The organism is Duganella sp. Root198D2 (assembly GCF_001428585.1).
Classification (GTDB): domain Bacteria; phylum Pseudomonadota; class Gammaproteobacteria; order Burkholderiales; family Burkholderiaceae_D; genus Rugamonas.
The window spans coordinates 99,810-123,741 of sequence record NZ_LMIC01000008.1; the positions used below are offsets into that span (position 1 = coordinate 99,810).

Sequence of the window (23,932 nt, forward strand, 5' to 3'; positions counted from 1 at the left end):
TCCAGAATGGAATGACTATGGATACCTTACGCTCCCTCCAGTGCTTCGTGCGCGCCATTGAACTGGGCAGCCTGTCGGCTGTCGCCCGCGAGCAGCGCACGACGCAATCGAACATCAGCAAGATCGTCGCCGCGCTGGAGGACGAACTTGGCGTGCGCCTGCTCGAGCGCAGCACCGCCAGCCTGTCGCCCACCATGCCCGGCCGCCGTTTCTATGAACGCGCCCGCGGCGTGCTCGAAGAATATGCCGATGCCGTGGCCGATGTGCGCGGCGAAACCGCCGCCGCCAGCGGCCTGCTGCGCATCAATGCGCCGGTAGCACTGGGCCAGTTTTGCCTCAACGCCTACGTACAGGACTTCCTGCGGCAATACCCGGGCATTGAAGTGGAGCTGATCCTGAACGACCGCATGGCGGACCTGGTGGAGGAGGGTGTCGACATCGCCGTGCGCCTTGGCAGCGACTTGCCGCCGAACGTGGTCGCGCGCCGGGTCGGCGTCTCGCCACGCATGCTGGTGGCCGCACCGGCCTACCTGAAAGCCCACGGCACGCCGCAAACGCCGGCCCAGCTGGCCGGCCATGAATACATCCGCTTCGCCTGGCTGAGCACAGGCGACCGGCTTGAATTATCGGATGGTGAACAAAGCGTGACGGTCGCCACGCATGGCCGTTATCGCGTCAACAACGCGCTGGCAATCCGCGACACGTTGGCTGCAGGCGCCGGCATCGGCCTGTGCCCGCAATGGCTGGTGCACGACCTGCTGGCCCGGCGCAAACTGCGCCGGGTGCTGCGCGACTGGCAAGGGCCGGGGCAGGAACTGAACCTGCTGTACCCCAGCCGCCGCTACCTGCCGCACCGGGTGCGGCTGATGCTTGATTACCTGCAGCAGCGCTTTGCCGCGCAGGCGGGTTTTTAACCGCGTTTGCGGTCGTGGTGCCACAGCACGTCGCTGCCGCCGGCGAAGCGGTTCAGCACGCGCGCCAGCACGAACATCAGGTCCGACAGGCGGTTCACGTACTGGCGCGGGAAGTCGTGGATGGTTTCCGTCTTGCCCAGGGTGACGATGGCGCGTTCGGCGCGGCGGCACACGGTGCGGCAGACATGCGACACCGCGGCGGCGCGCGAGCCGGCCGGCAGGATGAATTCCGTCAGCGCAGGCAGCGTGGCGTTGTACTTGGCCAGCAGTGCATCGAGGCGCTCGACATGTTCTTCCTTGATCATCTGGTAGCCCGGAATGCACAGCTCTCCGCCCAGGTCGAACAGGTCGTGCTGGATCGAGACCAGTTCATCGCGCATTTCGTCCGGCAGCGGCTCGGCCAGCAGCACGCCCAGGTTGGAGTTCAGCTCATCCACTTCGCCGATGGCCTGGATGCGCACATTGTCCTTGTCCACGCGGGAGCCGTCGCCCAGGCCGGTGGTGCCTTTGTCGCCGGTACGGGTGGCGATTTTCGAGAGTCGATTACCCATTGCAGCCTCAATTTGTCGTTAACGCTGGCAGGATACGACAAATTACCAATGGTTGGGAGGGGATTTCCGCGTGCCTGCAGGATTTGAACTTACAATGGATTAATGAATAACAGCACAGCCTTCGTTGCCGCCCTGCGCGCGGCCCTGCCGCCGGCGAGCGTGCTGTCCGACCAGGAAGACACCCGCCCCTACGAATGCGACGGCCTCTCGGCCTATCGCCAGCTCCCGATGGCGGTCGCCCTGCCGGCCGACGAGGCGCAGGTGCTGGCGGTGCTGCGGATATGCCGCCAGTTCAATGTGCCGATCGTGCCGCGCGGCGCGGGTACCGGCCTGTCCGGCGGCGCCATGCCGATTGCCGACGGCCTGGTGCTGTCCACCGCGCGCATGAACCAGATCCTGCGCGTGGATGCCTATGCGCGTACGGCGGTGGTGCAGCCGGGCGTGCGCAACCTTGCCATTTCCGAAGCGGCCGAACCCAGCGGCCTGTATTACGCTCCCGATCCCTCGTCGCAGATCGCCTGCACCATCGGCGGCAATGTGGCGGAGAATTCGGGCGGCGTGCATTGCCTGAAGTACGGCCTGACCGTGCACAACGTGCTGCGCGTGCGCATGGTGGCCATCGAGGGCGACGTGGTGGAACTGGGCGGCGAATCGCTCGATGCGCCGGGCCTGGACCTGCTGGCCGCCTTCGTTGGTTCCGAGGGCATGCTGGGCATCGTCACCGAGGTCACCGTCAAGCTGGTGCCCAAGCCTGCCAGTGCGCGCGTCATCATGGCGTCCTTCAACGAAGTGGCGGCGAGCTGCAGCGCGGTGGCTGACGTGATCGCCGCCGGCATCATCCCGGCCGGGCTGGAGATGATGGACCGTACTTCTTCGCGCATGGTGGAGCCTTTTGTGCGCGCCGGCTACGACACCGACGCCGCGGCGATCCTGCTGTGCGAGGCGGATGGCACGGTCGATGAGGTCGAAGAGGAAATCGCCCGCATGACGGCAGTACTGCAAGCGGCCGGCGCCAGCGCGGTGCTGGTGTCGGGCAGCGAGGCGGAGCGGCTGAAATTCTGGTCCGGCCGCAAGAACGCCTTCCCGGCGGCCGGCCGCATCTCGCCCGACTACTACTGCATGGACGGCACCATCCCGCGCAAGCAGCTGGCGCGCGTGTTGTTGGGTATCGGGCAGATGGAGGCAAAATACGCCCTGCGCTGCGCCAACGTGTTCCATGCCGGCGACGGCAACCTGCACCCGCTGATCCTGTTCGATGCCAACCGGCCCGACGAACTGCAGCGCGCCGAAGCGTTCGGCGCCGAGATCCTCGCCTTGTGCGTGGCGGTGGGCGGCACCATCACCGGCGAGCATGGCGTGGGCATCGAGAAGATCGACTCGATGTGCGCCCAGTTCAGCGATGCCGAACTGGCCGCGTTCTCTGCGGTGAAACAGGCTTTCGATCCCCTGGCGCTGCTGAACCCGAACAAGGCCATTCCCACGCTGAACCGCTGCGCCGAATTCGGCAAGATGCATGTGCGCGCGGGACGCTTGCCGCACGCCGGCTTGCCGAGGTTCTGACATGGATGCGATCCTCGAACAATTCCGCGCCCGCATCCGGTCGGCCAGCGCCGACGGCACGCGGCTGCTGCTGCGCGGCGGCGGCACCAAGGACTGGTACGGCCAGAACGTGGTGGGCGACGTATTCGACACTCGCGCCTACGCCGGCGTGGTCGATTATGAACCGACCGAACTGGTTGTCACGGCGCGCTGCGGTACGCCGTTGGCCGAGATCGAAGCCCTGCTGGCCCGGCATGGGCAGATGCTGGCGTTCGAGCCGCCGCGCTTTGGCGCCGGTTCGACAATTGGCGGCGTGGTGGCCAGCGGTTTGTCCGGCCCGCGCCGCGCGACTGCCGGGGCGTTGCGCGACTTCGTATTGGGGGCGCAGTTGTTGGATGGCCGCGGCGAGTTGCTGTCTTTCGGCGGCCAGGTGATGAAGAATGTGGCGGGCTACGACGTGTCGCGGCTGCTGGCCGGCTCGCTGGGCACGCTGGGCCTGATTACCCAGGTCTCGCTGAAAGTGCTGCCGCTGCCTTTCTGCGAAGCGACCATCCGCTTCGAGGCGGATGAAATCAAGGCGCTGCGCATGATGAATGAATGGGCGGGGCGGCCGCTGCCGCTGTCGGGCACTTGCTGGCACGCCGGCGTGCTGACTGTGCGCCTGTCCGGCGCCCAGGCGGCAGTCAGGGCGGCGCAGTCAGGCATGGGAGGCGAGGCGCTGGCCGCTGGCGATGCATTCTGGAGCGCCTTGCGCGACCAGGGCGCCGATTTCTTCGCGGCGGCGGAGGCCGGGGCTGCGGAGCTGTGGCGCCTTTCGGTGCCGGCCACCGCCAGCGCGCTGGTCATGCGCGGCGAGCAGATGATCGAGTGGGGCGGGGCACAGCGCTGGCTGCGCGTCGACCGCGGCGCGGCCGACGATATCCGGCGCGTTACGGCGGCGGCGGGCGGCCACGCTACGCGCTACCGGGTAGCGAGCGAGGACCTTGGCGCGGGCGTAGGCGCCTTCCATCCTTTGGCGCCGGCGATCGCGCGCATCCATCAGCGCCTGAAAGCCGCCTTCGATCCCGCCGGCATTTTCAACCGCGGCCGCATGTACTGATATGCAAACGAACCTGGCAGATTTCATCAAGGGCACGCCGGAGGGCGATGAAGCGGAGGCGATCCTGCGCGCCTGCGTGCATTGCGGCTTCTGTACCGCCACTTGCCCGACCTACCAGCTTCTGGGCGATGAGCTGGATGGGCCGCGCGGGCGCATCTACCTGATCAAGCAGGTGCTGGAAGGCGCTGCGGTGACGGCCAGTACCCAGCTTCACCTGGACCGCTGCCTGACTTGCCGCAATTGCGAAACCACCTGTCCTTCGGGCGTCAAATACGGCCGCCTGGCCGACATCGGGCGCAAGGTGGTGCAGCAGCGCGTGCCGCGCAAGCTGCCAGACCGCATCAGGCGCTATGTGCTGAAGGAAGCCTTGCCGCGCCGCTGGCTGTTCGAGCCGGCCCTGCGCATGGGGCAGCTGCTCAAGCCTGTGCTGGGCAAGCCGTTGCAGGACAAGCTGCCGCCGCGCGGCCGCGCGGCAGCATGGCCAACGCGCCGGCACGCCCGCAAGATGCTGGTGCTGGACGGCTGCGTGCAGCCCGGCCTGGCGCCCAATATCAACGCGGCCACCGCGCGCGTGCTCGACACGCTGGGCGTGCAGCTGGTCGCAGCGCCGGGTGCCGGCTGCTGCGGCGCGTTGCGCTTCCACCTGAATGACCAGGAGGCCGCGCTTGGCGATATGCGGCGCAACATCGACGCCTGGTGGCCGTATGTGGCGCAAGAACAGGTGGAGGCGATCGTGATGACCGCCTCCGGCTGCGGCGTCACGGTGAAAGAGTACGGCCACCTGCTGGCGCACGACGGCGCCTACGCCGCCAAGGCGGCCCGCATTTCCGGCATGACGCGCGACCTGGCTGAAATCCTGCCCACGTTCGAGGCCGAGCTGGCGCAGCGCGCGGATGCAACCCGGGCCGGCGCCGGGCCAGTCGCATGGCACCCGCCCTGTACGCTGCAGCACGGCCAGCAAATCCGCGGCAAGGTCGAGGGCCTGCTGCGCGCGCTCGGCGTGGAAGTGAAACTGTGCCGCGACGCCCACCTGTGCTGCGGTTCAGCGGGCACCTATTCGCTGCTGCAACCGGAGTTGTCGCAGCAACTGCGCGAGCGCAAGCTGGCCAACCTGGCCGATACCGGCGCCGAGCGCATCGTCTCGGCCAATATCGGCTGCATCGGCCACCTGCAGTCCGGCACGCAAACGCCGGTGGAACACTGGATCGAGCTGGTCGACCGCGCGCTGCACGGCTAGCCTCAGCGCTCGGCCCACTTGTCCATGATGCGCGCCACTTCGGACAACTGGCCGAGGAACAGGTCCACCAGCCGCGGCTCGAAGTGCAGGCCGCGCTGGTCCTGCATCCAGGCGCAGGCATCCTCCAGTTTCCAGGCCGCCTTGTAGGGCCGCACGGACGTCAGCGCATCGAATACGTCGGCCACTGCAATAATGCGGGCGGCCAGCGGGATCTCTTCACCGGCCAGCCGGTTGGGATAGCCGCTGCCGTCCCACTTTTCATGATGCGACAGCGCCACGTCGTGCGCCATGGCCAGCATGCCGCCCTCGTGCTGGCCGATGATATGGGCGCCGATGCCGGGGTGGGTTTGCATGATCTTGTACTCCTGCGGCGTCAGGCGGCCCGGCTTTTGCAGGATGCTGTCGGGGATGCCGATCTTGCCGATATCGTGCATCGGCGCCGAAATGAACAGGTCATCGGCTTGCTGCTCGTCGAAGCCGGCGGCAGTGCCGAGCAGCCGGGCGTAGTGGCTCATGCGGATCACGTGCAGGCCGGTTTCGTTGTCCTTGTATTCGGCGGCCAGGCCGAGGCGCTGCACGATGGCCAGGCGGCTGGCGCGCAGCTCCTCCATGCGCACCATGGACAGGTGCAGCTTGACGCGGGCCTTGACCACGGCCGGGCTGAGCGGCTTGCTGATGAAGTCCACCGCGCCGGCCTCGAAGCCGTCCACTTCATCGGTCGAATCGGTCAGCGCGGTGACGAAGATTACCGGGATCTTGCTGCTGGCAGGGTTGGCTTTCAAGACCCGGCATACGTCGTAGCCTGTCATTTCGGGCATCATCACGTCGAGCAGGATCAGGTCGGGCTTTTCGTTGACCGCCAGTTCGATGGCGCGCGCGCCATCCTTGGCGAACAGCAGGCGGTACTTGTCCTGCAGGACCTGGCGCAACAGCTGCAGGTTGGTCGATTCGTCATCGACGGCAAGCACGGTGGCCTGTCGGGTCATGGCATTTTCCTTTGCATCGGCAGGCATTCGTCGAGCAGTTCCTGCAGGGCGCCGCGCGCCACCGTGAAGTCGAAGTCGTCGAGCGCGCGTTGCAAGGCCTGCAGCCGCTCTTCGGCCGCCCGGCCGTGCAGCAGCTCCGACAGCGCCGCCAGTTCCTGCTGGTCGAAGCTGCCGCGTTCCAGCGACTGCAGCATGGCATTGCCCATCGCGCGCACCTGTTCCTGGTCGAGCGCCGCTGCCGGGCCGGCTGCCGCTTCCGCGGCGGGCCCGGGGCGGATATCGTCCTGCGCCCACACCGCCGCCAGCGCATCGGACAGGCACAGGGCAGCCTGCTCCAGCAGATCCGGCAGCGCCGCCCGCCCGTCCTGCGCCTGCAAGCTGCTTTCCAGGCGCCACAGCGCATCGGCCAATTGTTCCATGCCGAGGTTGGCGGCGGCGCCACGCAAACGGTGCGCCAGGGCGGCGCAGGCGGCGTGCTGGCCGGTCGCGAGCCCGGCCCGCAGTTCCCGCTCTGCGCTTTCATACTCGTGCGCAAAACGGCGCAATGCGCGCTGGTAGGCTTCGCGCTGGCCGGCCCAGCGCGCCAGGCCTTTTTCCGCATTCAGTACCATGCCGCGCGCCGGGATGGCGGCCGGCGCCAGCTGCGGGGCGCCGGCGGGCATGCCGAGCACACGTGCCAGTTCCTGCGTCAGCACGGCCACATCGACCGGCTTGGTGGTGAAACCGTCCATGCCCGCCTCGCGCGTGGCATCGCGGTCGCGTTCCAGGACGCTGGCGGTCATGGCGATGACAGGTGTGCGCCTGCGGCCCGCGGCCGCTTCGTCGGCGCGGATGCGGCGCGTGGCTTGCAGGCCGTCCATGCCCGGCATCTGCACGTCCATCAGGATGGCATCGAATTGCGCTTCCGCCGCCAGTTGCGCCGCCATTGCGCCATCGCCGGCGCCGGTCACGGTATGCCCCAGTTTTGCCAGCAGCAGCATCAGCACCTCCAGGTTTTGCGGCACGTCGTCGGCTGCCAGGATATGCATCGGCGGCAGCAATACCGGTGCTGCCGCGCTGCGTACCGCCTCGTCGCGCGCCGCCAGCAGCGGCAGCATGACGTGGAAGGTGCTGCCTTTGCCCGGTACGCTCTCGGCCCACAGGCGGCCGCCCATCAGCTCCACCAGCTGCTTGCAGATGGTGGTACCCAGTCCGGTGCCGCCGAAGCGGCGGTTCATCGAGGCATCGGCCTGTACGAAGGGTTCAAAGATGGCCGCCATGCGGTCGGCGGCGATGCCGATGCCGGTATCGCCGATGGCGAAATGCACCATACGCCGCTCGCCTTCCCGTGCCGCGCTGGCAGCCAGCGACACGCCGCCCTGGCTGGTGAACTTGATCGCGTTGTCCAGCAGGTTGGTCAGCACCTGGCGCACGCGCAATTCGTCGCCATGGATCCAGTTCGGCAGGGCTGGGTCGTAGTGCAGCGACAGCGATAGTCCCTTGGCCTTGGCCGCGTTGCCCATGCTCGAGGACAGCTCGTCGCTCAGTGCCAGCAGGCTGAAATCGTGCAGTTCGAGCTCCACCGCGCCCTTGTCCAGCTTGGCCGTGTCGAGGATGGCGTTCAACAGGCGCAGCAGCGAGCGGCCGGCATTGCGCACCGTGTCGAGGTGGCGCCGCTGCACGGCAGTGAGTTCGCCATGCAGCAGCACGTCGGTAAAACCGAGGATGGAATTCATCGGCGTACGGATTTCGTGGCTCATATTGGCCAGGAAGGCGGCGCGCGCAGCGGCGGCGCCCTCGGCACGCTCCTTGGCCACGCGCAGGTCCAGCTCCATCAGGCGGCGATTGCTGATGTCGAGCACCACGCCGTCCAGCAGTTCGACTTCGCCGCTCGGGCCCAGCACCACATTGCCGTTGCCCCAGAACCAGTGGATGCTGCCGTCGCGGTGGATGATCCGGTATTCCAGCGTGAAGGGGCGGCGCTGTTCGACTGCTAGGCGCGCGCCTTGCTGGACTGCCGGAAAGTCGTCTGGATGCACCAGTTCCCCGAACAGGCGCTTGGGCGGGTCGCCCAGGAAGTCGGCAGCGGGATAGCCGGTCATGCTTTCGATGGCATCGTTGACAAACACCAGCGGCCAGCCGGGTGTGTTGCGGCAGCGGAAGGTTATGCCCGGGATGTTCGTGACCAGCGAGCGCAATTGCTCTTCGCTGGCGCGCAGCGCCTGTTCCAGGTCGCTCACGTGGTGGAACAGGGCGCGGTAGCGCAGCATGCCGTTGGCGAATACCACCAGCGCCGTCAGCAGCGCCGTGGTCACGGTCACGGCCAGCGCCAGGAAGCCGGCATTGGCAATGCCGCTGGCCGGGTCGAGCGGCACCCGGCCGACAAAGCGTGCCGCGGCCATGCCGGTGTAGTGCATGCCGGAGATGGCGCAGCCCATGATCAGGCCTGCCGCGGCGACGCTGCCGCTTTCCCCCAGCCTGCCGCGCAGGCCCTGCAAGCCGAAGCGCACCCACAGCGCCAGGGTCGCCAGCGCAATGGCGACCATGATGGACCAGCCGAACATCCACGGGTCGTAGCGCAACTGCAGCGCCGAGCGCATGGCCGCCATGCCGGTGTAGTGCATGGCGCCGATGCCGGCACCGACCAGCACGCCGCCCACCAGCAGGCTGCGCAAGCCGATGCGATGGCGGCTCAGCAGCGACAGGGCGACAGTGGAGGCGGCGATGCTGGGCAGCATCGACAGCAGGGTGGTGGCGGGATCGTAGGAGACCGGCGTGCACAGGTCGAAGGCCAGCATGCCGATGAAGTGCATGGCCCATACCCCGCTGCCAAGGGCCAGGCTGCCGGTCACCAGCGCGGCCAGGCGCAGCGTGCGCTTGCTGCTGCGCGCTGCCTGGCCGGCCAGCTGCAAGCCCATGGCGGACGAGAAACTCGCCACCAGCACCGACAGGATGACCAGCGCTGGAGTGTAGATCCCGTAAGTGAGTAGCGCCGGGTCGGCAGGCGGAGAGAACAGCTGGATCAAGTAGTGCTTGATCTCGCCCATGACGGCGCCCCTTCCTTATTGCGCTATCAGCTTCCTGATTTCATCCGCCAGGTCGGCAGGCTTGGTGGTCGGCGCATAGCGGTCATGGATGCTGCCGTCCTTGCGCACCAGGAACTTGGTGAAATTCCACTTGATGCTTTCCCAGCCGAAGATGCCGGGAGCGTTCTTCGTCAAATGCCGGTACAGCGGATGCGCATTGTCGCCTTTGACCTCGATCCTGGCGAACACCGGGAAAGTCACGCCGTAGTTCTTTTCGCAGAAGGCGCCGATTTCTTCAGCGTTGCCGGGTTCCTGCTGGCCGAACTGGTTGCAGGGGAAGCCCAGTACTTCGAAGGGCTGGCCGGCAAACTCCTTGTGCAATTCCTCCAGCCCCTGGTACTGCGGCGTGAAGCCGCATTTGCTGGCGGTGTTTACGATCAGCAGCACCTTGCCCTGGTACTGCTTCAGGTCCACGTTCTGGCCCGCCAGGCTGTCGGCGCTGAAATCGTAAACAGTGGTCATCAGATGATCCCCAGGTGCTCGGTACCGGCCGCCAGGTCGCGGGTTTTCGCATCCTTCGATTCCAGCTTGATGGCAAGGCGCAGGTCGTTCACCGAGTCGGCGTTGCGCAGCGCATCTTCATAGGTGATCTGGCCGGCTTCGTACAGGTCGAACAGCGCCTGGTCGAAGGTCTGCATGCCCAGTTCGCGCGAGCGCTTCATCAGTTCCTTGATCTCATGCACCTGGCCCTTGAAGATCAGGTCGGCGATCAGCGGGGAATTGAGCATGATCTCCACCGCCACGGCGCGGCCCTTGGCATCCTTTTTCGGGATCAGGCGCTGCGAGATCATGCCTTTCAGGTTCAGCGACAAGTCCATCAGCAGCTGCTGGCGGCGCTCTTCAGGGAAGAAGTTGATGATACGGTCGAGCGCCTGGTTGGAACTGTTGGCGTGCAGGGTAGCCAGCGCCAGGTGGCCGGTTTCGGCGAAGGCGATCGCGTGGTCCATGGTCTGGCGGTCGCGGATCTCGCCGATCTGGATCACGTCCGGCGCCTGGCGCAGGGTGTTCTTCAGCGCGATTTCCCAGTCTTCGGTATCGACCCCCACTTCACGCTGGGTGATGATGCAGTTGCGGTGCGGGTGCACGAATTCGACCGGGTCTTCGATGGTGATGATGTGGCCGTAGCTGTTGGCATTGCGGTGGCCCACCATGGCGGCCAGCGTGGTCGATTTACCGGAACCGGTAGCGCCGACCATGATCACCAGGCCGCGCTTGGACATGATCACGTCCTTCAGGATCGGCGGCAGGCCCAGTTCGTCGAACTCGGGGATCGAGCTGTTGATGGTACGCAGCACCATGCCGACGGAGCTCATTTGCACGAAGGCCGAGACGCGGAAACGCCCCAGGTCGCCCGGGCTGATGGCGAAGTTGGCTTCCTTGGTCTGCTCGAAGGAAGCGGTCTGCTTGTCGTTCATGATCGCACGGGCCAGGTCGGAGGTGTGGGCCGGCGTCAGGGCCTGCGCCGACACCGGCGTCATCTTGCCGTCGATCTTGATGGCCGGCGGGAAGCCGGCGGTGATGAATAAGTCGGAGCCCTTCTTGCTGACCATCAGGCGCAGCAAGTCGAACATGAATTTTGAAGCCTGGTCGCGTTCCATGATTAGCCTGGGAAATTATCTGGGATCTTGGCCGCTGCGCGCGCTGCGGCCGGGGAGATCATGTTGCGACGGATCAGGTCCGTCAGGTTCTGGTCCAGGGTCTGCATGCCGACGCTGTTGCCGGTCTGGATCGAGGAATACATCTGCGCGATCTTGGCTTCGCGGATCAGGTTACGGATGGCCGGGGTGCCGATCATGATTTCGTGCGCGGCGACGCGGCCGGAACCGTCCTTGGTCTTGAGCAGGGTCTGCGAAATGACGGCCTGCAGCGATTCGGACAGCATGGCGCGAACCATTTCCTTTTCTTCCGCCGGGAAGACGTCGATGATACGGTCGATGGTTTTCGCGGCGGAGGAGGTGTGCAGCGTGCCGAACACCAGGTGGCCGGTTTCCGCCGCCGACAGCGCCAGGCGGATGGTTTCCAGGTCGCGCAATTCGCCCACCAGGATCGCGTCCGGGTCTTCCCGCAGCGCCGAGCGCAGCGCGTTGTTGAACGACAGCGTGTGCGGCCCCACTTCGCGCTGGTTGATCAGGCACTTTTTCGATTCGTGCACGAATTCGATCGGATCCTCGATGGTCAGGATGTGGCCGTATTCGTTTTCATTGAGGTGGTTGACCATTGCTGCCAGCGTGGTCGACTTGCCGGAGCCGGTCGGGCCGGTCACCAGCACCAGGCCGCGCGGCTTGAGTGCGAAGTCGGCGAAGATCTTCGGCGCATTCAGTTCTTCCAGGGAGAGGATCTTGGAAGGAATGGTACGCAGCACGGCCGAAGCGCCGCGCTCCTGGTTGTAGGCGTTGACGCGGAAACGCGCCAGGCCCGGAATGGCGAACGAGAAGTCGCATTCCAGCATCTCTTCATAGGCCTTGCGCTGGCCGTCGTTCATGATGTCATAGATCATGCCGTGCACGTCTTTGTGCTCGAGCGGCGGCAGGTTGATGCGGCGCACGTCGCCGTGCACGCGTATCATCGGCGGCAGGCCTGCCGACAGGTGCAAGTCAGATGCCTTGTTCTTGACGGAGAATGCGAGAAGTTCGGAAATGTCCATTTATAATCCCTGTGCTTTTTCAATAGCCAAAAAAGCTTGGCCCTGTCTCATTCGATTATGTCCACAATAGCCCACAACTTGCAAGTTGTTACTGAAGCAATTAACGTTGCCGCACGCGAAGCGCGGCGCGTTCCCAACGAAGTGCAGCTGCTGGCTGTTGCCAAGACCTTCCCGGCGCAGGCAGTTTTCGAGGCGGTGCTGGCGGGACAGCGTGCTTTTGGCGAAAACTATGTGCAGGAAGGGGTGGACAAGATCCACGAACTGGCAAAAATGCGCGGCTGCACGCCGTTGGAGTGGCATTTTATAGGACCAATCCAGAGTAATAAGACGCGTCTTATAGCCGAAAACTTCGATTGGGTGCACACGATTGAACGCGAAAAGATCGCGCAGCGCCTGAGCGGGCAGCGGCCCGCGCACCTGCATCCCATGCAGGTCTGCATCCAGGTCAATACCAGCGGGGAGGCCAGCAAAAGTGGCGTACTGCCCGCCGACGCCGCAGCACTGGCCCGTACCGTGGCCGCGCTGCCGCGCCTTGTCTTGCGCGGCCTGATGGCCATCCCCGAGCCGGAAGACGATTTCGACAGGCAGCGCGCGGCCTTCCGCGTGCTGCGTGAACTCTACGATCAATTGCGGGCCGAGGGCATTGCGCTCGACACGCTGTCGATGGGCATGTCGGCCGATATGCGCGCCGCCATCCATGAAGGCGCGACCATTGTGCGCGTCGGCAGCGCCATTTTCGGCGCCCGCGACTACAACCAAGGGTAAGAAGTAATGAAAATTGCATTTATCGGCGGCGGGAATATGGCCGCTGCGCTGATCGCCGGCCTGGCCGGCAAGTTGACGCCCGGCGCAAATATCCACGTGGTGGACCCCAACCCGGCATCGCTGGAAAAGCTGCGCCAGGAGTACGGCGTGAGCGTTGCCGCTGCGGCCGGCGAGCCGGTGGCGGCGGCCGAAGTGCTGGTGCTGGCAGTCAAGCCCCAGGTCATGCACGAAGTGACGCAGCAATTGCTGCCGCTGCTGCAGGCGGCGCAGGCGGCCGGCCGTGCGCCGCTGGTGCTGTCGATTGCAGCCGGCATCCGCGCCGCCGACCTGGCGCGCTGGCTGGGCGGTTATCAGTCCATCGTGCGCACCATGCCGAACACGCCGGCCCTGATCGGCATGGGCGTGACCGGCATGGTGGCGTCCTGCGGCGTCAGCGCCGGGCAGCGCGCGGCGGCCGACCAGATCCTGCGCGCCGTCGGCGCCACGGTCTGGCTGGACGACGAGGCGAAAATCGATGCGGTGACGGCGGTTTCCGGCAGCGGCCCGGCCTATGTCTTCTATTTCATCGAAGCGATGCAGCAGGCGGCCCAGGAGTTGGGCCTGAGCGCCGAGCAGGGCAGGGAGCTGGCGATGGCTACCTTCAGCGGCGCCGCCCAGCTGGCGCTGCAGTCGACCGATCCGGTAGCGGTGCTGCGCGAAAAAGTGACCTCGAAGGGCGGCACCACCTATGCCGCGCTGGCCAGCATGGAGTCAAGCGGCGTCAAGGCGTCCATCATCAGCGCCGTCAAGGCTGCCGCCGCGCGCGGCAAGGAACTGGGCGAGCAGCTCGGCGCCGCCGGCTGAGCGGCGCCTCAGGCCGGCGCCAGGCTGCCATGGGCTGCAGTGCGGCCCAGGCCTGCCAGCAAGGCCGCCAGTTCGACTTCCACCTCCGCCACCAATGGCGGGATGCGCTCGATCTTGCCGGCTTCGGCCAGCATTTCAACCAGGCCGCACAGGGCGCTGAGTTCGCGCGCGCCGAACAGGCCAGCGCTGCCTTGCAGGCTGTGCGCGTTCAGGCTGATGGCCGCCATGTCCGCGCACTGGATGCCTTGCCGGATCGCGGCAAGCTGGCGCGGGCCCTCCTGCATGAAGGCGGCGCATGCGGCAGGGCTTAAGGCGCGGCCAGGCGCGGCCGGCATGGCGCCGCCTTCGGTGCCAAACATGGCGTCGAGGTCGGCCCGGCGCGGCGCATGCAGCTGCAAGCCGGCATGGCGGCCAATTTCCGCATGCAGGTTTGCTTCATCGATCGGCTTGGGCAGGAAACCGTTGGCGCCCGCTTCCATGAAGCGTTCGCGCTCCTCGGCTGCCGCATTCGCGGTCAGCGCAATGACCGGGATCGCGGGCTGGCGCACGCCGGCCGCGCCGGCGCGCAGCAGGCGCAGGGCGGCGATGCCGTCCATGCGCGGCATGCGGCTGTCCATGATCACCAGGTCGAAGTCGCGTTCCGCCAGGCGTGCCAGCGCAGCGGCGCCATCTTCCGCGATGGTTACCGCGTGCCCCATGTCGCCCAGCAGCTCGCGCAGGATGATCTGGTTGGTGCTGCCATCTTCCGCGCACAGGACCTGCAGGCGCACTGCATGCGGGGTGCGCGCCTCCAGTGCCCGCTCGACTGCCGGCTGCCCGGCCGGCAGCGGCAGCTGCACCTTGAACACGCTGCCGGCGCCGCGTTCGCTGCGCACCTCGATCGTGCCGCCCATGGCATCGACGATGTTCTTGCAGATTGCCAGGCCGAGGCCGGCGCCGCCATATTTGCGCGAAGTGGCGGCATTGGCTTGCTCGAATTTGCGGAACAGGCGGGAAATCGCATCCGGTTCGATGCCGATGCCGGTATCGCTGACCAGCAGCTCGATGCCGCCGTTGTGTCCCATGCCGGCAGTCATCCGTACTTCGCCGCGTTCGGTGAACTTGACGCCGTTGCCAACCAGGTTCATCACCACTTGGCGCAGGCGCAGCGGGTCGCCGCGCCACCAGCGCGGCAAGGCCGGGTCGATCTCCGCCACCAGCGAAATGCCCTTGGTTTCGGCGCGGTCGGCCAGCAGCGCCACCACGTCGCGCAGCAGGGCCGGCAGGTCGAAGTCGATGCTCTCGAACGGCATCTTGCCCGCTTCCAGGCGCGAAAAATCGAGGATGTCGTTAATGATGTGCAGCAGCACTTCCGCATTGCCCAGGCCGATGCGCAGCTTGTTGCGCGTTTCCGCCGACAGGGTGCGGTCTTTCTTCGCCAGCTGCAGCATGCCGATCACGCCGCCCAGCGGGGTACGCACTTCGTGGCTGATCATGGCCAGGAATTCCGATTTCTGCTCGTTCGATTCCTCGGCCGCCTTGCGGGCCGCGGTCGACTCGCGCAGTTCCAGGTCGCGTGCCTGCAGGGCGGCCACCTGCTTCTCCAGCGCCTGCTGCACTGCGCGCTGGCGCGCCAGCGCGCCTTCCAGCCCATTCAGCAGGTAGGCGCAGGACACCACCAGCACGGCCGCCACCAGGGTGAAATTCAGCGCAACCAGCGACCAGTGCATCAGCATGCTGACAAAGACGTTGGCCAGGCCCGGATCGATGCCGCCGAAATAGCCGACCGCGAACAAGGTGGCGCTGCAGCAGAGCAGGGCTGCCATGGCGGGACGGATGCCGAGCAGCACAGTGCATAGTATCGGCACGGCGAGCAGGTAGGGCTGGACCAGCGGGCCGACGGCGAAAAGCTGCACCACGGCGAGCAGGTAGCAGATGGCCAGGAAGGCCAGCGCCCGGAAGCGGAAAGAGGGGGAGCGGCAGAAATACAGGGCGCCGACGCACAGCAGGGCGACGATGTCGCTCACGATCAGCGGCCACTGGTTCATCTTCATGCTGCCCACGACGCTGGGCACCGCAACCAGCATGCCGAGGAAGAATGCGACGGCGCACAGCCCGTTCAGCAGGTTGTTGCGCCAGATTTGCAGGCTGTCAGCCTGTTCGTTCAGGCCATGCAGCCGCCGGGATATGAAATCCCCTGGCCCGTCGTACTGCGCGGGCCGCTCGGCTTGGGCGGGAGGACTCTTGGCGGGGACGAACATTGCAACATAAAAGTTTGGCTAAGAGGTTGATTTTACTACAATTCGTCACATGTTCACGCGCAGCTCAAGGCCGAACTGGCGCGGCGAATTGACCATCGCATAGGGCGTGCCCAGCAAACCGGTGGTCATATTGCCAATACTGGTCACGTAACGTTTGTCGAACAGGTTGTTGGCGTACAACGCCAGCGCCCATTGATGGCTGGCCGCTTCATAGCCGGCGCGGAAGTCGATGCGCTGGGTGGAGCTGCCGACGCGAAAGCGCGGCGTGGCCAGGCAGGCACCCTGCAGCGCATCGGCGTTGCAGCGCGTGGCGCCGGTGTAGGCGTGCTGCAGGGTGAAGTTCAGGTCGCCGCCCGCCACGTCGCGCACCCAGTAGTCGGCGCCGAGCGCCGTGGTCCATTTCGGCGTGCCCACCGGCTGGCCATCGAGCCTGATGCCGTCGCTGGTGGTGAAGGTCTTGTAAGTCTGGTCGATGTAGGCGGCGCTCATGTTCAGGCGCAGGTCGCGTACCGGCTGCCAGCGCATGTCGAAATCCAGCCCGTGCGCTTGCTGGTCGCTGCTGGTGACCTGGTAGGTCGGGATCGCCGATCCATTGTTGACCAGGGCCAGCGACTGCAGGTTGCTGAACTTGTATTTATAGAGCGAGGCGTTGACCAGCAGCTTGTACTGGCGGTAGTAGTTCTTCACGCCGACTTCGGCATTCCAGACCTTTTCCGGTTCGTAGGTGGCATTCACCTGCAGCGCATTGAAGCCGCCGGCCTGGTAGCCCTTGGCGATCGAGCCGTAGAGCAGCATGTCGTCATTGAGCTTGTAGTCGAGCACTGCGCGCGGGCTGCTGTCGTTCCACTTGTTCTTTCTGGACAGCGGCGCCGAAGTGGCGCCGGCGCTGGTGAACTCGATGTTCTGGCTCATGGCGCCCAAGGCCATCATCAGTTGCTCCGGCGTGAGGGCGCCCATGCCGACCAGCGCGTCGAAGAAGCCGAGGTTTTGCAGGTTGGCGATGCTGTTGTCCAGGCCTGCGGCCGTGCGCGGCGGGCTGTACCAGCTGAAGCGCTTGTCGTCGCGCGTGAAGCGCACGCCGGTGGTCAGGTTCAGCTTCGGCGCCAGGTGCCAGATCACGTCGCCGTAGATTGCAGTGGCCTTGTAGCGCCCTTCAACGTGCATGTTTTCCTGCCAGGGGTTGCCCAGCAGCCCGGCCGGAATGTCGACGGCTGCCGCGGCGCCTTCCAGCAGGCTGAAAACGGGGAAGCTGGCGACGTTGCCGAAGATGGTGTCGAGGGTATTGGTGTTGGTGTTGACCTGGCTGGTCTGCTTCGCCTTCTCATGATAGAAGCTCAGGCCCGTGACCCAGTCGGCCATGCCGGTATTGCCCGACAGGCGGAACTCCTGCTGCCAGCTCCGGTTGCGTTCCGAGTTTTCGGTATCGACATAATGGGTGGCCAGGTTGGTGCCGTCGTTATCCTGCCGGTTGCGCGAGTCGAAGCGGCGGTAGCCTGTGGTGGAATTGAAGGTGGCCCAACCCAGCGGCACTTCGATGCGCAGCGTGCTGCCGCGGAAGTCGCGCGTTTCGCCGTTGTGCATGGCGTCGTTGTAGACCGGGGCCGTGCGCGGGTCGAGGTAGCCGGATGGATCGGCCGGCACCACGGGCACGCCGGCCACCAGGCCGATCGCCGGGCGCGCCATATGGTCGAGCTTTTCCGCCTCCACCGACAGCAGCACCTTGGCGCGCGCCGGGGCGTCCCAGCGCAGGGTGGCGCGCACGCCGTTGTCGGTGCCATGCTGCAGTTTTTCGCCGGTGGCTGCGTCCTTCAGCCAGCCGTCGGTGCCATGGTGCACGGCCGTGATGCGCAGCGCCGTGGTATCGCCAAGCGGGGTATTGGCCAGCAGCTCCACATTGCGGGTGTGGAAGCGGCCATAGCGCAGGCGCGCCTCCAGTTCGGTGTCGCGGCCCGGTTCCCGCGTCACGACCGAGATGGCGCCGGCGGCGCTGTTGCGCCCGAACAGCGTGCCTTGCGGGCCTTTCAGTACTTCGATGCGCTGCACGTCGTTGAAGTTCATGATCGCGCCGCCGGTCTTGCCGGCATAGACGCCATCGATGTACATGCCAACCGGGGCGTCGGTGCCGATGCCAAAGTCGCCGGTGCCGATGCCGCGCAGCGAAAGCGAGGGCTGGGTCGCCTGCTCGGCGTTGACCGACAGGCCGGGAATATAGCCGTTCATTTCAGCCAGGCTGGGAGCGGCCAGCTTGTCGATCTGGTCGGCGCCGATGATCTGCAGCGCGATCGGCACGTCCTGGGCCTGCTGCGTGCGGTTCTGCGCGGTGACCACCACGACATGGGTTTCTTCCTTCGGCACCGGCTCGGCGGCGACGGCGGCGCCGCTGCAGACGAGCAGGGCGCTGGAAATGCTGGACGACAGGACTTTCTTGCGCAGCTTCATGTGGTCTCCCCCGTTATTGTTGGTTGCAGCTTTCCTTCATCGATGCGATCCATTCGCGTATCAGTTCCACCCCTTCGCGGTGCGAAGTGGTGCGTCCCAGTTCCGGCATCATCACGCCCGTTGCGGTCGACTTCAGGCGGAATACGAAGATCGAATCATCGGGCTTGCCGGGATTGATGCCGAAGGCGTGGCCGCCGGTGCCGGCGCCGGCCGCCACGGGCGGCTTGCACAGGCCCAGGTGCTGGTTGGCCGGCGCACCGATTTCCAGGTGCAGGGCGGTCGTGTTGGCCGTGCCCTTGTGGTTATGGCAGTGGGCGCAGTTGATGTCGAGGTAGGCGCGGGCGCGGCCCTCGATCGGGGCATTCCTGTCGCGCCAGTCGACGTTGTGCGGCAGCTCGGCGGCGGCCGGCAGGCCGGACAGGTAGCCGGCCTGCGCCATCTTCTCCAGCTGCCCGTTCAGGTTGATGTGGCGCGCCTTCAGGCCGAGCGGCTCGAACTTCTTGCTCTTCAGGTCCGCCACATGGCAGGAGGCGCACTGGTTGACATTCGGCACCACATAGGTGAACTTCTGGCGGCCCTGGGCCGACACCAGTTCCATCGGCAGCTGGTCGCCGGTGCGTTTCAGTTCGGCCTCGGTCTGCGCTTCGTTCCAGACATAGGGCAGGGCGATCCAGCCCGTTTCGCGCCGCACCAGCAGGCGCGTCTCCATCAGCCTTACCCTGGACAGGTCGAGCGCCGTGCCGGTGCCGCTGTCGTCGGTGGCCAGGACGGCCTGGCTGCCGCCGTCGCGCGGGTAGTAGAAGGTCTTGCTGATGATGGTCCCGGTCGGGAAATCGAAGGCGGTATCGGGCTTGTATGCAGCCGACACGCCCTTCGGCATCCACACCGTGCGCAGCTTATGGGCATAGTCGCTGAACAGCGGCGTGTTCAGGGTATAGGGCAGCACTTCCTTGTTCAGCACCAGGCGGCCCTCGCTGGCGGCCATCAGGCGCCATGCACTGAGTTTCTCCGGCCGCCCTTCGGCGATGAAGTTCACGGGTTCGGCGGGCGGGGCAGGGCTGCGTGCGCAGGATGCGAGAGCGAGTGCGCACGCCGCCATGCCGGCCGCCCGCAGCGGGCGGAAAGCGGGGACGGCAAGCTTCATCAGGACTGCGAGCTGAGTTGAGGGATGCTGACCGGCGGCAGCTTGGCAAGCTGGCAGCGGTGCGGGGCCGAATCGGCTTTCGGGTTCTTGTACTTGTTGGGGCCATCGGCGTTCAGTACTTCGGCGCCGTCCTGCACGCAGATGCGCGTTTCGGCCGGCATCACGCCATTCCTGGCCAGCGCATTGTCGGAATAGCCGTCCCACAGCACGTCGGGCAGGTGGCCGGACAGGCCGTACAGCGCCACCTTCAGCGCTTTCAGGTCCAGCCCATCGGGCGCATCGCCGCCGCCCTTGAAGCGGTTGCCGTAGACGTAGATCGCCTTTGGATACGGATCGTAATCCTTGGCCACGCCCTTCTCGGTGAAGTAGCCGGTCGAGTGGTAGCTGGAGATGATGACGTTGGCGGTCTGGTTATTGGCGATGTCGTTGTCGAAGATTTCCACCTTCGAGTTCGAGTTGATCACCACGCCCGAACCGGCCGGCACGCTGGCTACCGCCGTGCCTTTGGCGGCGAAGTTGCCCAGGTTGTTCTCGTCGACCTTGTTCCTGAACACTCGCGTGCTGTGGCCCGGCTGCTGCAGGTTGGGCATGTTGAACACCAGGATGCCGCCGGTATTGCCGGTAGCGACGTTGTCGTACACATCGGCGTTGATGGTGTTCTCGATTTCGATGCCGGCCACATTGGCCTCGGCGCGCGAATTGCGCACCACCACGTTCTGCGACTGGCCGACGTAGATGCCCGCATCGGAGGCCGCGATGGCCACGCAGTGTTCGATCAGCACATTCTTGGTCTTGACCGGGTAGATGCCGTAAGCGCCGTTGCTGACTTTGGAGCCGCCGGTCCACTGTACCTTCACGCTGCGGATCGTAATGTGGTCGCCATCATTGATCTTCAGCCCATCGCCCTTGGAGTCTTCGATGGTCAGGCCTTCGATGGTGAAGTTGTTGCCGTAGACGAGCAAGCCTTCCGGCCCCGTTACCTGCGGTTTGAAAGACAGGATGGTCTGGTCCATCCCGGCCCCGCGTATGGTCACGCCGTCGGCGCGCAGCTGCAGCCCGCTGGTGAACTTGTATTTGCCGGCCGGGATCTCGATTACCGAGCCGGGCTTGGCGTCGAGCAGTTGTTCCTGGAGTTGTTTCTGGAACGCCAGGTCGGCAGCCGAAGCCGGCGCCGGCAGTGAAGGCGTAGTCTTGTAGCAGGCCGATAGCAGGGCGCACAGCGCCAGTGCGCCGATGGCTTTGTACATACATGTCTCCCGTTTATTGTTGTAGGGATGCAGCAGCGAAGCCAGTATATCTGTCCATTATTGAAATGTTATGTGCAAGATCGGCCAATTCTGCTGTTAGTATCGGCCAGGATGAGAGCGCCGGTTACCATCGCCATCTATGTGGGGGACGATTGCTGGGGAGGCCTTGCCCTGCTGGCACGGGAGGCGTTTGCCATTGCCGGCACGCTGCATGCGCGCAATGCGGATTTGCAGGCTGCCGAGCTGTTCCGCGTGCGCCTGGCCGCAATCGATGGGGCGCCGGTGCGCTCCTTCACCGGTCCGCGTCTGCAACCGGAGGCGATGCTGGCCGAGCTGCCGGCGCCCGATGCCGTGATCGTCCCGCCATACTACCTGCCGCTGGCCGCGCGCCAGCCGATTGCACCGGCGCTGCAGGAATGGCTGCTGCAAGCCCATGCCGCGGGCGCCATGCTGGTGGGGATGGCCGGTGGCGTGCGCATCCTGGCCGAGACTGGCCTGCTCAATGGCCGCGAAGTGACCGGCAACCTGTCGGACCAGCGCGTCTTTGCCCTGCACTATCCGGAAGTGCGCTTCAGCCCCGACGTGCCGCTGGTGATCGACGGCAGCATCATCAGCGCCGGCTCGGTCAATCCCTGCCTCGATGCCTGCAGCTACCTGGTCGGCCACTTCCACGGCGACGCGGTAGCGCACAAACTTTCCCGCTACACCAATCCGGCCAGCCAGCCCAGCGCCGGACGCCTGGCAATCCGTAACGCGGGACTGAAACAGCATGGCGACCAGCGCATCCGCCAGGCGCAGGAGTACATCGAGCGCTGCTTCAAGCAGGAATTGACGGTGGAAGGGGCGGCGCAGCGCACGGCCATGAGCGTGCGCAATTTTTCGCGCCGCTTCCAGCATGCCGTGGGCATGCCGCCGCATATCTATATCGCGCGCTGCCGCGGCGAATATGCAAAGGAATTGCTGGCCCGTCCCGGCCTGTCGATGCTGCAGGTGGCGCTGCAATCGGGCTTTCGCAGCGAGGCCATGCTGCGCCGCACCTTCAGCCAGCTGTTCGGCGTGTCGCCGGCCGCATTCCGCAGCGGCGCCGCTCACTCGCCGGCCAGGTATTTGGAATAGATGGCCTGGAAGCGGCCGCTATCCTTCAGGTATTTCAGGCCGGCGTTGAAGTCGTCGCGGATGCCGCTGTCGCGGAACACGGGACGGTAATCCATCGGGTTCAGCCTGGCGAAGGCATGCTCGGTCACCGGCTTGGGCTTGAAGGATTTGTTCAGTTTGAGTTGCAGGGTGAAGTACCTGAAGATGTTGCGGTCGCTGAGCACCACGTCATAGCGGCCACGGTCCAGGGTCAGTACCTGCAGCGCCTGGTCGTTCTGCTCATAGTAGTGGCCGGCCTTGCGGACGGCGTCCAGCCAGTCCGGGTAGCGCCTGGCGGCACCGGCGAAGGAAATCACGGTCAGCCCCTGCAAGTCTTCCGGACGGCTGATCGCCAGGTGGCGTTCCTTGAGCGTGATGAAAACATTGTCGTAGAGAACGGCCGGGTTGCCGTAGAAGGCGCCCCAGGCTGTCATGTCTTCGCCCAGGTCGGTCATGGCGGCATCCACCTCGCCGGCCTTGAATGCGATGGGAATCCGCGCGAAGGAGTAATAGCGCGGCTTGAGCACGTGGCCGCGCAACGCCAGCGCTTCGCGCATCACGTCGAGTTCGATGCCGGAATCGGTTTCGGGGAAGCAGAACGGCGGGATCTTTTCGCCAAAAGCCATGCTCACTTCGGTGGCCAGGGCGGCCTGCATCCAAAGCGCCAGCGCGACGGCAGGTCCAATGTGCATGGTCCGGGGCATGGTCTACCTCAGAACGGCGGCGATGCACGTGCATGTCTGCACGTGCATGCCGCGCCAACTGCTCTGCAATCCGGCGCTAGCGGCGCGCGACCAGCAGGCCGACAATCACGCCGATGGCGGCGCCGGTAGCCACCGCCTTCCACGGGTTGTCGTGCACATAGTGGTCGGTAGCCTGGGCCGCCATCTTGCCGCGCGCGATCATGCTGTCTTCCAGCTTCAGCAAGTCGCGCTTGGCGGTACGCAGCGTGTCCTCAAACTTGGCCTTGACCATGCCAAGGTCTTCGGAATTGGCCGAGGCTGCATTGCGCAGCCAGGTTTCCGCATCCTGCACCGCCTGTTTCAGGTCGCCCATCAGCCTTTCACGGGCTTCCGTGCTTTCGTTGTGGCTATGGCTCTTGCCGTTGGCAACGCCGCCGCCGTTTGGTTTTGCCGTGGTACTTTGTGGTGTCTGGTCCATGATCGCCTCGTCTCAGTGAACAGCACTCGGATTAAATTCCAGTATAGGTCAGCGCAACGCATAGTCGAGCGCAATGCCTGCGAAGACAGCAGCGCCCAGGTAGTTATTGTGGCGGAAGGCGGCAAAGCAGGGCGCACGCTCGCGCCCGCGGATCAGGAAGTAGTGGTAAATCGCGCAGCCGGCTGCCACTGCCATGCCCAGCAGGAAGGGCAGGCCGAGGCCGAACTGCCGGCCGACCACCAGCAGGATGGCCAGGTGAACGCCATAGCAGAACATGATGGCGGCCACGTCGAAGCGGCCAAAGGTAATGGCGGAGGTCTTGATGCCGATTTTCAGGTCGTCGTCGCGGTCGACCATGGCGTATTCGGTATCGTAGGCCACGGCCCAGAACACATTGCCCAGCAGCAGCAGCCAGGCCACCGGCGGCACCGTGTTTTGCACGGCGGCGAAGGCCATCGGCATGCCGAAACCGAAGGCAATGCCGAGGTAGGCTTGCGGGATGGCGAAAAAGCGCTTGAAGTAAGGGTAGGTGGCGGCAATGACCAGGGCCGCCACGCTCAATTGCTTGACCAGGGCATTCAGCGGCTGGATCAGCAGGAAGGCTGCCAGCGCCAGGCCGGCAGCGATCAGCAGCGCTTCCTTGCCGCTGACGCGGCCGCTGGTGATCGGGCGTTCGGCGGTGCGCTTGACGTGCTTGTCGAAATCCTGGTCGGCGTAATCGTTGACGGCGCAGCCGGCCGAGCGCATCAGGAAAGTCCCGAGCGAGAAGATCAGCAGCAGCTTCCAATCGGGTACGCCGGCGCAGGCCAGCCACAGCGCAGCCAGGGTTGGCCACAGCAGCAGCACGGTGCCAATCGGCTTGTCGAGCCGGACCAGGCGGAAATAGAGTTCGAGTTTGCTCAGGGGTGGGGTAGTCGCATGCAT

General features: G+C 65.4%; 20 protein-coding genes. 7 read left to right on the forward strand and 13 right to left on the reverse strand.

The window, feature by feature from the left end; genetic code table 11:
* The first annotated feature begins 17 nt into the window (after positions 1-17).
* The gene (locus tag ASE26_RS10205) at positions 18-914 is read left to right on the forward strand and encodes a LysR family transcriptional regulator (protein ID WP_055932452.1); all 897 of its coding nucleotides are present in this window, start codon (positions 18-20) and stop codon (positions 912-914) included.
* Here the strand turns inward: ASE26_RS10205 and ASE26_RS10210 are convergent.
* On the reverse strand, positions 911-1,465 hold the full coding sequence (locus ASE26_RS10210) for a cob(I)yrinic acid a,c-diamide adenosyltransferase (protein WP_055932455.1): 555 nt from the start codon (positions 1,463-1,465) through the stop codon (positions 911-913). The genes ASE26_RS10205 and ASE26_RS10210 overlap by 4 nt on opposite strands.
* Positions 1,466-1,567: 102 nt before the next feature.
* Between ASE26_RS10210 and ASE26_RS10215 the strand changes: the two genes are divergently transcribed.
* From ASE26_RS10215 to glcF, 3 genes are read left to right on the forward strand one after another with little or no spacing between them, the layout of a single operon-like run.
* Positions 1,568-3,025 carry an FAD-linked oxidase C-terminal domain-containing protein gene (locus ASE26_RS10215; protein ID WP_055932458.1) on the forward strand — a complete coding sequence of 486 codons (1,458 nt, stop codon included), beginning with the start codon at positions 1,568-1,570 and terminating at the stop codon, positions 3,023-3,025.
* A gap of 1 nt (position 3,026) precedes the next feature.
* The gene (gene glcE / locus ASE26_RS10220) at positions 3,027-4,103 is read left to right on the forward strand and encodes a glycolate oxidase subunit GlcE (RefSeq protein ID WP_055932461.1); all 1,077 of its coding nucleotides are present in this window, start codon (positions 3,027-3,029) and stop codon (positions 4,101-4,103) included.
* 1 nt (position 4,104) lies between these two features.
* Positions 4,105-5,340, forward strand: coding sequence for a glycolate oxidase subunit GlcF (gene glcF / locus ASE26_RS10225; RefSeq protein WP_055932464.1), 1,236 nt, complete (start codon positions 4,105-4,107; stop codon positions 5,338-5,340).
* A gap of 2 nt (positions 5,341-5,342) precedes the next feature.
* Here glcF and ASE26_RS10230 read toward each other — a convergent pair whose 3' ends face one another.
* The 5 genes from ASE26_RS10230 to ASE26_RS10250 are packed head-to-tail and all read right to left on the reverse strand — an operon-like array spanning position 5,343 to position 12,035.
* Positions 5,343-6,326 carry an HD domain-containing phosphohydrolase gene (locus ASE26_RS10230; RefSeq protein WP_055932467.1) on the reverse strand — a complete coding sequence of 328 codons (984 nt, stop codon included), beginning with the start codon at positions 6,324-6,326 and terminating at the stop codon, positions 5,343-5,345.
* Positions 6,323-9,352, reverse strand: coding sequence for an MHYT domain-containing protein (locus ASE26_RS10235; RefSeq protein WP_055932470.1), 3,030 nt, complete (start codon positions 9,350-9,352; stop codon positions 6,323-6,325). Before ASE26_RS10235 ends, ASE26_RS10230 begins: the two co-directional genes overlap by 4 nt.
* Positions 9,353-9,367: 15 nt before the next feature.
* Positions 9,368-9,853: a glutathione peroxidase gene (locus ASE26_RS10240; protein ID WP_055932473.1), complete on the reverse strand. Its 486-nt coding sequence runs from the start codon at positions 9,851-9,853 to the stop codon at positions 9,368-9,370.
* A complete protein-coding gene (locus ASE26_RS10245; protein ID WP_055932476.1) occupies positions 9,853-10,989 on the reverse strand; it encodes a PilT/PilU family type 4a pilus ATPase in 1,137 nt (378 codons plus the stop codon). The genes ASE26_RS10240 and ASE26_RS10245 overlap by 1 nt, the downstream gene beginning before the upstream one ends.
* Positions 10,990-10,991: 2 nt before the next feature.
* On the reverse strand, positions 10,992-12,035 hold the full coding sequence (locus ASE26_RS10250) for a type IV pilus twitching motility protein PilT (RefSeq protein WP_055932479.1): 1,044 nt from the start codon (positions 12,033-12,035) through the stop codon (positions 10,992-10,994).
* Positions 12,036-12,092: 57 nt separating this feature from the next.
* Between ASE26_RS10250 and ASE26_RS10255 the strand changes: the two genes are divergently transcribed.
* Both ASE26_RS10255 and proC read left to right on the forward strand, forming a co-directional pair.
* The gene (locus ASE26_RS10255) at positions 12,093-12,800 is read left to right on the forward strand and encodes a YggS family pyridoxal phosphate-dependent enzyme (RefSeq protein ID WP_055932482.1); all 708 of its coding nucleotides are present in this window, start codon (positions 12,093-12,095) and stop codon (positions 12,798-12,800) included.
* Positions 12,801-12,806: 6 nt separating this feature from the next.
* Positions 12,807-13,643 (forward strand): pyrroline-5-carboxylate reductase, encoded by an 837-nt coding sequence (gene proC, locus ASE26_RS10260; RefSeq protein WP_057246167.1) that lies wholly within the window; start codon positions 12,807-12,809, stop codon positions 13,641-13,643.
* Between the two features lie 8 nt (positions 13,644-13,651).
* Here the strand turns inward: proC and ASE26_RS10265 are convergent, their stop codons facing one another.
* Genes ASE26_RS10265 through ASE26_RS10280 form a run of 4 tightly spaced genes read right to left on the reverse strand, consistent with a single transcriptional unit; the run spans position 13,652 to position 20,713 of the window.
* Positions 13,652-15,883, reverse strand: a complete 2,232-nt coding sequence (locus tag ASE26_RS10265) for an ATP-binding protein (protein WP_055932487.1) — start codon at positions 15,881-15,883, stop codon at positions 13,652-13,654.
* A 45-nt stretch (positions 15,884-15,928) separates the two neighbouring features.
* The gene (locus ASE26_RS10270; protein WP_057246169.1) at positions 15,929-18,322 is read right to left on the reverse strand and encodes a TonB-dependent receptor; all 2,394 of its coding nucleotides are present in this window, start codon (positions 18,320-18,322) and stop codon (positions 15,929-15,931) included.
* 13 nt (positions 18,323-18,335) lie between these two features.
* Positions 18,336-19,466, reverse strand: coding sequence for an SO2930 family diheme c-type cytochrome (locus ASE26_RS10275; protein WP_229208134.1), 1,131 nt, complete (start codon positions 19,464-19,466; stop codon positions 18,336-18,338).
* Complete coding sequence (locus ASE26_RS10280; protein WP_055932493.1) at positions 19,466-20,713, reverse strand: parallel beta-helix domain-containing protein; 1,248 nt, start codon at positions 20,711-20,713, stop codon at positions 19,466-19,468. The genes ASE26_RS10275 and ASE26_RS10280 overlap by 1 nt, the downstream gene beginning before the upstream one ends.
* 111 nt (positions 20,714-20,824) lie before the next feature.
* Here ASE26_RS10280 and ASE26_RS10285 point away from each other — a divergent pair, with 111 nt between their 5' ends.
* Positions 20,825-21,829 carry a GlxA family transcriptional regulator gene (locus tag ASE26_RS10285; protein WP_057246171.1) on the forward strand — a complete coding sequence of 335 codons (1,005 nt, stop codon included), beginning with the start codon at positions 20,825-20,827 and terminating at the stop codon, positions 21,827-21,829.
* On the opposite strand, the gene ASE26_RS10290 is transcribed toward ASE26_RS10285, so the two are convergent.
* From ASE26_RS10290 to ubiA, 3 genes are all read right to left on the reverse strand, one after another.
* Positions 21,802-22,551: an ABC transporter substrate-binding protein gene (locus ASE26_RS10290; RefSeq protein ID WP_200953812.1), complete on the reverse strand. Its 750-nt coding sequence runs from the start codon at positions 22,549-22,551 to the stop codon at positions 21,802-21,804. The genes ASE26_RS10285 and ASE26_RS10290 overlap by 28 nt on opposite strands.
* A 76-nt stretch (positions 22,552-22,627) precedes the next feature.
* A complete protein-coding gene (locus ASE26_RS10295; RefSeq protein ID WP_055932502.1) occupies positions 22,628-23,008 on the reverse strand; it encodes a YqjD family protein in 381 nt (126 codons plus the stop codon).
* A gap of 48 nt (positions 23,009-23,056) precedes the next feature.
* A complete protein-coding gene (gene ubiA / locus ASE26_RS10300; RefSeq protein ID WP_055933501.1) occupies positions 23,057-23,911 on the reverse strand; it encodes a 4-hydroxybenzoate octaprenyltransferase in 855 nt (284 codons plus the stop codon).
* Between the last annotated feature and the right edge of the window lie 21 nt (positions 23,912-23,932).

Coding starts and splice junctions, on each gene's coding strand:
- ASE26_RS10265 (WP_055932487.1), bottom strand. CDS start 15,883: ATGTTCGTCCCCGCCAAGAGTCCTCCCGCCCAAGCCGAGCGGCCCGCG.
- ASE26_RS10250 (WP_055932479.1), bottom strand. CDS start 12,035: ATGGACATTTCCGAACTTCTCGCATTCTCCGTCAAGAACAAGGCATCT.
- ASE26_RS10215 (WP_055932458.1), top strand. CDS start 1,568: ATGAATAACAGCACAGCCTTCGTTGCCGCCCTGCGCGCGGCCCTGCCG.
- ASE26_RS10245 (WP_055932476.1), bottom strand. CDS start 10,989: ATGGAACGCGACCAGGCTTCAAAATTCATGTTCGACTTGCTGCGCCTG.
- ASE26_RS10255 (WP_055932482.1), top strand. CDS start 12,093: ATGTCCACAATAGCCCACAACTTGCAAGTTGTTACTGAAGCAATTAAC.
- ASE26_RS10205 (WP_055932452.1), top strand. CDS start 18: ATGGATACCTTACGCTCCCTCCAGTGCTTCGTGCGCGCCATTGAACTG.
- ASE26_RS10275 (WP_229208134.1), bottom strand. CDS start 19,466: ATGAAGCTTGCCGTCCCCGCTTTCCGCCCGCTGCGGGCGGCCGGCATG.
- ASE26_RS10270 (WP_057246169.1), bottom strand. CDS start 18,322: ATGAAGCTGCGCAAGAAAGTCCTGTCGTCCAGCATTTCCAGCGCCCTG.
- ASE26_RS10210 (WP_055932455.1), bottom strand. CDS start 1,465: ATGGGTAATCGACTCTCGAAAATCGCCACCCGTACCGGCGACAAAGGC.
- ASE26_RS10240 (WP_055932473.1), bottom strand. CDS start 9,853: ATGACCACTGTTTACGATTTCAGCGCCGACAGCCTGGCGGGCCAGAAC.
- ASE26_RS10295 (WP_055932502.1), bottom strand. CDS start 23,008: ATGGACCAGACACCACAAAGTACCACGGCAAAACCAAACGGCGGCGGC.
- ASE26_RS10235 (WP_055932470.1), bottom strand. CDS start 9,352: ATGGGCGAGATCAAGCACTACTTGATCCAGCTGTTCTCTCCGCCTGCC.
- ASE26_RS10285 (WP_057246171.1), top strand. CDS start 20,825: ATGAGAGCGCCGGTTACCATCGCCATCTATGTGGGGGACGATTGCTGG.
- ASE26_RS10290 (WP_200953812.1), bottom strand. CDS start 22,551: ATGCCCCGGACCATGCACATTGGACCTGCCGTCGCGCTGGCGCTTTGG.
- proC (WP_057246167.1), top strand. CDS start 12,807: ATGAAAATTGCATTTATCGGCGGCGGGAATATGGCCGCTGCGCTGATC.
- ASE26_RS10230 (WP_055932467.1), bottom strand. CDS start 6,326: ATGACCCGACAGGCCACCGTGCTTGCCGTCGATGACGAATCGACCAAC.
- glcE (WP_055932461.1), top strand. CDS start 3,027: ATGGATGCGATCCTCGAACAATTCCGCGCCCGCATCCGGTCGGCCAGC.
- ASE26_RS10280 (WP_055932493.1), bottom strand. CDS start 20,713: ATGTACAAAGCCATCGGCGCACTGGCGCTGTGCGCCCTGCTATCGGCC.
- glcF (WP_055932464.1), top strand. CDS start 4,105: ATGCAAACGAACCTGGCAGATTTCATCAAGGGCACGCCGGAGGGCGAT.